Source organism: Streptomyces boetiae (genome assembly GCF_031845405.1).
In the GTDB taxonomy this organism is placed as follows: domain Bacteria; phylum Actinomycetota; class Actinomycetes; order Streptomycetales; family Streptomycetaceae; genus Streptomyces; species Streptomyces boetiae.
In genome coordinates this window covers 1-8,121 of the sequence record NZ_JAVREN010000086.1, presented here as the reverse complement: position 1 = coordinate 8,121, position 8,121 = coordinate 1, and the positions used below count along the sequence as shown (strand labels likewise).

7 protein-coding genes are annotated in these 8,121 nt (G+C 78.8%); 4 read left to right on the top strand and 3 right to left on the bottom strand.

What is annotated here, in order from left to right; all coding sequences use genetic code 11:
• Positions 1–86: 86 nt before the first annotated feature.
• On the bottom strand, positions 87–869 hold the full coding sequence (locus RM780_RS27260) for a GntR family transcriptional regulator (protein ID WP_311633582.1): 783 nt from the start codon (positions 867–869) through the stop codon (positions 87–89).
• Positions 870–959: 90 nt separating this feature from the next.
• Between RM780_RS27260 and RM780_RS27255 the strand changes: the two genes are divergently transcribed.
• Positions 960–1,745: an SDR family oxidoreductase gene (locus RM780_RS27255; RefSeq protein ID WP_311633581.1), complete on the top strand. Its 786-nt coding sequence runs from the start codon at positions 960–962 to the stop codon at positions 1,743–1,745.
• A gap of 40 nt (positions 1,746–1,785) precedes the next feature.
• On the opposite strand, the gene RM780_RS27250 is transcribed toward RM780_RS27255, so the two are convergent.
• A complete protein-coding gene (locus RM780_RS27250; RefSeq protein WP_311633580.1) occupies positions 1,786–2,754 on the bottom strand; it encodes a DMT family transporter in 969 nt (322 codons plus the stop codon).
• Positions 2,755–2,801: 47 nt separating this feature from the next.
• Here RM780_RS27250 and pdxR point away from each other — a divergent pair, with 47 nt between their 5' ends.
• The 3 genes from pdxR to RM780_RS27235 all read left to right on the top strand — a co-directional run bounded on the left by pdxR (position 2,802) and on the right by RM780_RS27235 (position 6,829).
• Entirely contained in the window at positions 2,802–4,400 is a 1,599-nt protein-coding gene (gene pdxR, locus RM780_RS27245; RefSeq protein ID WP_311633579.1) for a MocR-like pyridoxine biosynthesis transcription factor PdxR, read from the top strand.
• Between the two features lie 67 nt (positions 4,401–4,467).
• Positions 4,468–5,112 carry a GNAT family N-acetyltransferase gene (locus tag RM780_RS27240; protein WP_394813100.1) on the top strand — a complete coding sequence of 215 codons (645 nt, stop codon included), beginning with the start codon at positions 4,468–4,470 and terminating at the stop codon, positions 5,110–5,112.
• Between the two features lie 31 nt (positions 5,113–5,143).
• Positions 5,144–6,829: a DUF885 domain-containing protein gene (locus RM780_RS27235; protein WP_311633578.1), complete on the top strand. Its 1,686-nt coding sequence runs from the start codon at positions 5,144–5,146 to the stop codon at positions 6,827–6,829.
• Positions 6,830–6,969: 140 nt separating this feature from the next.
• On the opposite strand, the gene RM780_RS27230 is transcribed toward RM780_RS27235, so the two are convergent.
• On the bottom strand, positions 6,970–8,121 hold a 1,152-nt coding region (locus RM780_RS27230), incomplete at its 5' end, for an SbcC/MukB-like Walker B domain-containing protein (RefSeq protein ID WP_311633577.1).

Here is an 8,121-nt window from a genome sequence, read left to right as displayed (position 1 = left end):
GTGGTGGAGCCGGTGCGGCGGGAGCTGGCGCGGTACTGCCTGCGGATGCCGCGGGTGGTGGCCTCGGAGCTGGGGGGCGCCGCCGTTCAGCGGGGGGTGACGGGCGCGTCTCCGCGCGGGGGCAGGTGGCCGCCGCCGAAGGTGAGGCGGCAGGTGTCGGCGCGGTAGGTGGCCACTGCCAGGGCCGCGGTGCGGCCGGAGGAGGCGTAGCGGGTGGTGACGACCAGGACGGCGGAGCCGGGCAGCCGGTCCAGGCGGCGGGCCTCGTCGGCGCCGGCGGAGCCCAGCTCGACGGCCCGGTCCTGGCCGGTGAGGGGCAGCCGGCCCAGCCGGGCCAGGACGGCGCGGGCGCGCTCGGGGCCGCGCGGGGGCAGCGGCGCGTCGGAGGGGGGCAGGACGCCCAGGGGGACGTACAGGCGTTCCGCGGCGACGGGGCCGCCGTGGGCGATCAGGGTGCGGCGGATGTCCTCCACGGGCCGGCCGGGGGGCAGCCGCAGGGCGCGGGCGACGGCCTCGGGCGGGGTGGCGGGGCCGCAGGCGGTGGGCACCCAGGCGTCGCCGGGGGCGCCGGGCCAGGCGTGGGCGCGGGCGCCGAGGTCGACGCCGACACGCGGGGGCGCGACGGTGGTGCCGACGCCGCGGCGGCGCTGGAGGCGGCCCTCCAGCTCCAGTTGGTCCAGGGCCTGGCGGAGCGTGGCGCGGGCCACGCCGAAGCGGGCGGCCAGGTCGCGCTCGTTGGGCAGGGCCTGGCCGACGGTGAACTCGGTGTCGATGGCGCGGGCGAGCAGCGTCCGCAGGTGCCAGTACTTCGGCTCCGGCTGCGGCCTGCCGGGCTGGTCAGGCGCCGGGCCCCCCGCGGACTCCCCCATTATGAAAGGTTGTTGCACATTCAGGGACCCTAGGGCGGGCGAAGCCGCAGGTCAACACCGTGGGCGGGGCGCCGGGGGTACGGTCGGGGCGTGACGGATTCAGGAACGCCGCGGGCCGCGGTGCGCGCGGGGCGGCGGGTCACCGTGGTGACGGGTGGGGGCCGTGGGATCGGCGCGGCGGTGGCCCTGCGGCTGGCGCGGGCGGGGCACGACGTGGCCCTGGCGTACGAGCGGGACGCGGAGGCGGCCGGGGGCGTGGCCGCCCGGGTGCGGGCGCTGGGCCGCGCGGCCCTGGCGGTGCGGGCGGACGTGGCCGTGGAGGCGGAGGTGGAGGGGCTCTTCGACGCGGTGCGCGCGGAGCTCGGGCCGCCGACGGGGCTGGTGAACAACGCGGGGGTGACGGGGCCGCTGGGCCGTTTCACCGAGACCTCGCCAGCGGTGATGCGCCGGGTGGTGGAGGTCAACGTCCTGGGCGCGCTGTGGTGCGCCCGGCGCGCGGCGCGGGAGATGTCGGCGCGGCACGGCGGGGCGGGCGGCGCGATCGTCAACATCTCCTCGGCGGCGGCCACGCTGGGCAGCCCGGGCGAGTACGTGCACTACGCGGCGACCAAGGCGGCGCTGGACGCGCTGACGACCGGGCTGGCGAAGGAGCTGGCGGCCGAGGGGGTGCGGGTGAACTCGGTGCAGCCGGGGATGACCGTGACGGACATGCACGCGCGGATGGGCGACCCGGAGCGGCCCTGGCGGGACCCGGGCCGCGTCCCGCTGGGCCGCCCCGGCGAGCCGGAGGAGATCGCGGGGGCGGTCGCCTGGCTGCTGTCCGGGGAGGCCTCCTACACCACGGGCGCGGTGCTGCGGGTGGCGGGCGGGCTGTAGGGCGTTCGCCTCCCGTGCCACGGCCGGGAGTTGCGGTCCGTCAGGGGGCCGGGGCGCGGTGCCCGGGGCGTGCGGCGTGCGGTCCGGGGCGGCGCCCGCCCGGCGCGGAGGGAGCCGGCGCGCGGACGCCGAGGGCCACGCCCGCGGCCACCAGGGCGACGCCCGCCACCTGCGCCGGGCCGGGAGCGGGGGCGCCGGCGAGGGGCGCGGTCAGGGCGGCGGAGACGGGGATGAGGCCGGAGCAGAGCGTGGCGCGCTCGGCGCCCACGCGCTGAATCGCGGCGTACCAGCACACGAACCCGGCGACCGTGACCACCGCGGCCTGCCACAGCAGCGCCGCCGCCTCCGCCGGCTCCGGCGCGCGCAGCCAGGCGCGGCCGTCCAGCAGCAGGCCGAGCGCGGCGCACTCGGCCGCGGCCAGCGCGCAGGCGACGGCCGAGAGCAGGCGCGGCCCGAGCGGGCGCAGCACGGGGACGGCGAGCAGCGCGAACCCGGCCTCCCCGCCCAGCGCGGCGACCGACCAGGCCAGGCCCGCGCCGTCGGTGCGGCCCCAGCCCTGAATGACGAAGGCGCCGGCCGCCACGGTCACCGCCCCCAGGGTCACCGCGCGGCCGGGGCGCCGCCCGTCCAGGGCCGGGGCCAGGACGGCCACCAGGACGGGCGCGCACCCGGCCAGGACGCCAGGGACGGCGGGTTCGGCGGTGCGTTCGGCGGCCAGCACGGCGAGGTTGAACCCGGCCATGCCCACGGCCGCGAGCAGCGTCAGGCGCAGCCACTGGCGCACGGTGAGGGCGCGCAGCCGGGGCAACGCGCCCCGCGCCGCCAGGGGGATCAGCAGGAGGGCGGCGAGCGCGTAGCGCAGGGCCTGGCCGCCGGCGTGCGGGTAGGCGGTGAGGACGCTGCCCGCCGTGAAGGAGGCGCCGACGAGCACGCAGGCGGTGGCGGCCAGCGCGAGGCCGGCGGCGTTCCCGGCGCGAACGGGGGCGGGGGCGGGGGCCGACGATGTCATGGGCGCGACGCTAGGGCGGCAGGTGGTCCCGGTTAAGGTCCATTCCCATGACGGCTACGGGGACCAATCGGGGGCCGGCGGGCGGGACTTCCCCGCCCCGCGGCGGGGCGGGGACGCCGGCCTGGGAGCTGCTGGCCGGGCTGGCCGGGGTCACGCGGGCGGCCCCGCGGCGGCGGGGGCGGGCGTTGCAGGCGCTGCTGCGGCAGGCGGTGCGCGAGGGGCGGCTGGCGGCGGGCACGCGGCTGCCCGCCAGCCGCGAGCTGGCCACCGACCTGGGTGTGTCCCGGGGCCTGGTGACCCGGGCCTACGAGCAACTGACGGCGGAGGGGTACCTGCGCAGCGGCCGGGGCGCGGGCACGTGGGTGGCGGACGCGGCCCGCTCCCCCGGCGGCGAGGGCCCGGCCGCCGCCCGGGGCCGGGCCCGGCCCGCCGGGCCGGCGCGGGCGCCCGCCGCGGACTTCCGGCCCGGGACGCCGGACCTCTCGCTCTTCCCCCGCTCGGCGTGGGCCGCGGCGCACCGCCGGGCGCTGGCCGGCCTCGCCCACGCGGACCTGGGCTACCCGGACCCGCGGGGGCTGCCCGCGCTGCGCGAGGCCCTGGCCGCGCTGCTGGCCCGGCGCCGGGGCGTGGTCGCCGACCCGGAGCGGGTGGTGGTGGTCTCTGGGGTGGCGCAGGCGCTGACGCTGCTGGGCGGGGTGCTGCGGGGGCCCGGCACCGGGCCCGGCCGCCCGGTGGCGGTGGAGGCGCCGGGCAGCCCGGAGCACGAGGCGCTGTTCGCGGCGGCCGGGCTGGCGGTGGCGCGGGTGCCGGTGGACGCGCGGGGGCTGGACCCGGCGCGGCTGGTGCGCTCGGGGGCGCGGGCGGCGGTGGTGACGCCGGCCCACCAGTTCCCCTCGGGGATCGTGTACGGCGCCGCGCGGCGGCGGGAGTTGCTGGCGTGGGCGCGCGCGGCGGACGGGCTGCTGATCGAGGACGACTACGACGGGGACTTCCGTTTCGACCGGGCGCCGGTGGGGGCGTTGCAGGGACTGGACCCGCAACGGGTCGCGTACGCCGGTTCGGTCAGCAAGTCCCTCGCTCCGGGCCTGCGTCTGGGGTGGCTGGTGGTGCCGGAGCGGCTGCTGGAGGAGGTGATGGCCAGGAAGCGGATGATGGATTTGGGTCACCCGGTGCTGGATCAGGCGCTGTTCGCGGATTTCCTCGCGGAAGGTGCGTACGACCGGCAGCTGCGGCGGTGCCAACGGGCGTATCGTGAGCGGCGGGACGCGCTGGTCGCGGCGCTGGCCGCGCACTGCCCCGGCGCGTCCGTGACCGGCGTCGCCGCCGGGCTGCACGCGATCGTGACGCTGCCCGCGCGGTGCGGGCCGCCCGCCCGGTTCCTGGAGCGGGCCGCCGCCGCGGGCGTGGCGGTGCGGCCACTGGAGGACTACGGCGCCAAGCCGCCGCCCGACGGGCGGGTCCGGCTCGTCCTGGGCTACGCCCACCTGGCGCCGGGCCGCCTGCGGGACGGGGTCCGGCTGCTGGCCAGGGCCGCCGGGTACGCGGCCGGGCAGGGCCGCGGGGCCGGGCCCGGGCGGGCCCCCGGGACGGGCGCGGGGGGCCCACGAAGCGCAACAAAGAGCGCGAAGAGGGTATTTGGCGAATAAGCATCCTTTACCGTCCGGTCACAGGACGTTCGTGATCGCGCAATACACGGGCACGAGAGTGCTACTCATGGCTGACTCCGACGTACCGCGCTCGTCCCTCCGCTTCCCGCGCCGCCGCCTGCGGCGCGCCTCCGGGGGGTACCGGTCGGGGCGGCCCTGTGCGGCGGCGGCCCCGGCCGGCGAGGCGGTGGTGCGCAGCCGGACGGTGGCGCTGGGCGGGCAGCCGGTCGTGGTGCGGGCGGCGGGCCCGGCCGACGCGGCGGAGGCCCGCGCGATGCACGCCCGCTGCTCCTCCCGGACGCTGACGCTGCGGTACCACGGCCCGGTGACGGACGCGGACCGGTACCTGGCCCACCTGCTCGACCCGCGGCACGGCGTGAGCCTGGTCGCCGAGGACGGGCAGGGCCGGGTGGTGGGCCTAGCGCACCTGCTGTGGGACGGGGAGGAGACCGAGGTCGCGCTGCTGGTGGAGGACGCCTGGCAGCGGCACGGCGTGGGACGGGCCCTGCTGAGGGCGTTGATCGAGCAGGCCGTCGCCGCCCGCCGCGAGGTGGTGTACGCGGTGACGCAGGCCTCGAACGCCGGGATGATCGCGCTGATGCGCGGCACCGGCCTGGCCGTGGACCACCGGGTGGAGGAGGGCGCGCTGGTCCTGAGCGCGCGCGTGACCGCTCCCGGGGCCCACGCGCTCCCGGCCCACGCCGGGTGGTGACGAAAACGCGCGCCCGTACCAGGATGGGCGCATGTCAGATGACCCGGAGACCCTCCTCCCCCGCCGGCTCGCCGACCACTACGTGGACGAGCTGATCGCGCTCGACCCGATCACCGGGACCTTCCTGGGCGTTCCCGGCAGCGCGGGAAGCCTTCCCGACTTCTCCCCTGACGGGCAGGGCGAGCTGGCCGCCCTGGCGCGGCGCACCCTGGGGCGGCTGGAGGCCGCCGAGGCGCTGCCGGGTGCGGAGGACGCGCTGGAACGCCGGTGCGCGCGCCTGCTGCGGGAGCGGCTGAGCGCGGAACTCGCGGTCCACGACGCGGGCGAGCCGCTGCGCCGGGTGAGCAACCTCTCCTCCCCCGTGCACCAGATGCGCGAGGTCTTCACGATCATGCCCACGGACACGGAGGAGGACTGGGCGGCGGTGGCCCGGCGGCTGCGGGCGGTGCCCGCGGCGATGGCCGGGTACCGGGACTCCCTGGCCGAGGGCCTGTCCCGGTCGCTGCCGGCCGGGCCGCGGCAGGTGGAGACCGTGATCGGGCAGCTGGGCGAGTGGATCGGGACGGAAGGCGGCGGCTGGTTCGGGGAGTTCGTCGCGCCCGGGCCCGAGGCGCTGCGCGCGGAGCTGGAGGCGGCGGCGCGGGAGGCCGCCGGCGGCGTGGCCCTGCTGCGGGACTGGCTGCGCGGGACGTACGCGCCGGCCCTGGGGCGTTCCCCGGAGACGGTGGGCCGGGAGCGGTACGCGCTGTGGGCGCGGTACTGGAACGGCACCGACCTGGACCTGGAGGACGCCTACGCCTACGGCTGGGCCGAGTTCCACCGGCTGCACGCGGAGATGCGGGCGGAGGCGGCGAAGGTCCTGCCGGGGGCCACGCCGTGGGAGACGCTGCGGCACCTGGACACCGAGGGCGAGGCCGTGGACGGTGTGGAGGAGGTGCGGGCGTGGCTGCAGCGGCTGATGGACGAGGCGATCGAGGCGCTGGACGGCACGCACTTCGAGCTGGCGGAGCGGGTCAAGCGGGTGGAGTCGATGATCGCCCCGCCCGGCAGCGCCGCCGCGCCCTACTACACCAGCCCGTCGCTGGACTTCTCGCGGCCGGGCCGCACGTGGCTGCCGACGCTGGGGGCGACGCGCTTCCCGGTCTACGACCTGGTCTCCACCTGGTACCACGAGGGGGTGCCGGGCCATCACCTGCAACTCGCGCAGTGGGCGCACGTCGCGGAGGACCTCTCCCGCTACCAGACGACGGTGGGCATGGTCAGCGCGAACGCCGAGGGCTGGGCGCTGTACGCGGAGCGGCTGATGGACGAGCTGGGCTTCCTGCACAACGCGGAGCGGCGCCTGGGCTACCTGGACTGCCAGATGCTGCGGGCGGTACGGGTGATCATCGACATCGGGATGCACCTGGGGATGCGCATCCCTGCGGACTCGCCCTTCCGGCCCGGGGAGCGGTGGACGCCGGAGCTGGCGCAGGAGTTCTTCGCGCGGCACAACGGGCGGCCCGCGGACTTCGTGGAGAGCGAGCTGGTGCGTTACCTGGGCATGCCGGGCCAGGCCATCGGCTACAAGCTGGGCGAACGTGCCTGGCTCCAGGGCCGGGAGGCCGCGCGCGCGGCGCACGGCGCGGCCTTCGACGCGAAGCGCTGGCACATGGCGGCGCTGTCGCAGGGCTCCCTGGGCCTGGACGACCTGGTGGCGGAGCTCTCTGCGCTGTGACGCGCTGCCCTGCGGGCCGCCGCCCCGGACGGTGGGGCGGGGCCCGGCCGCGGCCCGGCGGGCGGCCCGCGGTGCGGAACTGACGCCCGGTTGGCGCGACGATCCCCGCACCGGACGTCGCCCTGCTCCGGCCGGGGGACTCACGCGGTCTGTGGGGATGTGTGGTGGCGCACGGTCGAGCCGTGGCGGGTCTTGAGGACCTCCAGCTGGGCGGGGACGCGGGTGCGCAGGTCGGGGACGTGGCTGACGATGGCGACGCTGCGGTCGTGCTCGCGCAGGGAGTCCAGGACGTCGAGGACCTCGTCGAGGGACTGCTCGTCCAGGCTGCCGAAGCCCTCGTCGATGAAGAGGGTCTCCAGGCGCCGGCCGCCCGTCTCCTGGGCCACCACGTCGGCCAGGCCCAGGGCGAGGGCCAGGGAGACGAAGAACGCCTCGCCGCCGGAGAGGGTGGCGGTGTCGCGGGGGCGGCCGGTCCAGGCGTCCATGACGTGCAGGCCGAGGCCGGAGCGCCCGCGTCCGCCGGCCCGGGCGTCGGTGTGGACCAGGGAGTAGCGGCCGGCGGACATGCGGTGCAGGCGGGCGCTGGCCACGGCGGCGACCTGTTCGAGCCGGGCGGCCAGGACGTAGGTCTCCAGGCGCATCCGGTAGGCGTTGTCCGGGGAGGTGCCGGCGGCGAGCTGGGCGAGGGAGGCGAGGCGGTGGGCCTCGGCGCGCCGGGGGGCCAGGGCGGCTGCGCGGCGGGCCGCGTCGGCGGAGAGGGCGTCGAGCTGGGCGCAGCGGGCGGCGGCGGCCTCGGCGGCGCCGGAGGCGGCGCGCAGGCGGCGGGTGGCGGCCTCCAGGGCGGCGGCGGTGGCCTCGGGGTCGGCGGGGGGCAGGGCGGCGGCAGCGGCGGGCGCGGGGTCGGCCAGGGCGGCGGCCAGGGCGCTCTCCTCGGCCTGCCAGGCGTCGGCGCGGTCCTGGAGCTGCCGCAGGGAGGCGGGGTCCAGCAGGGCGGCGGCGGCCTGGGCGGGGGTGCCGAACCCGGCGCGGTAGGCGGCGTCGGCCAGGCGTCCGTCGGCGAGCTTGAGGCGGCCGGCGCTCTCCTCGGCGGCGCGGACGGCCTCCGCGGCGGCTCCCAGGGCGTCGGCGTGCTCCGCGAGGGCGGCGGCGCGGGCGGCGAGGTCGCCGCCCTCGGCGGGGGCGGGGCCGGTGGCCAGGGCGTCGAGCTCGGCGCGCAGGGCGTCGCGGCGCGCGGAGCGGGCGGCGGAGCGGCGGGCCGCCTCCTCGCGGGCGGCGAGCCGCGCGGCGTGCGT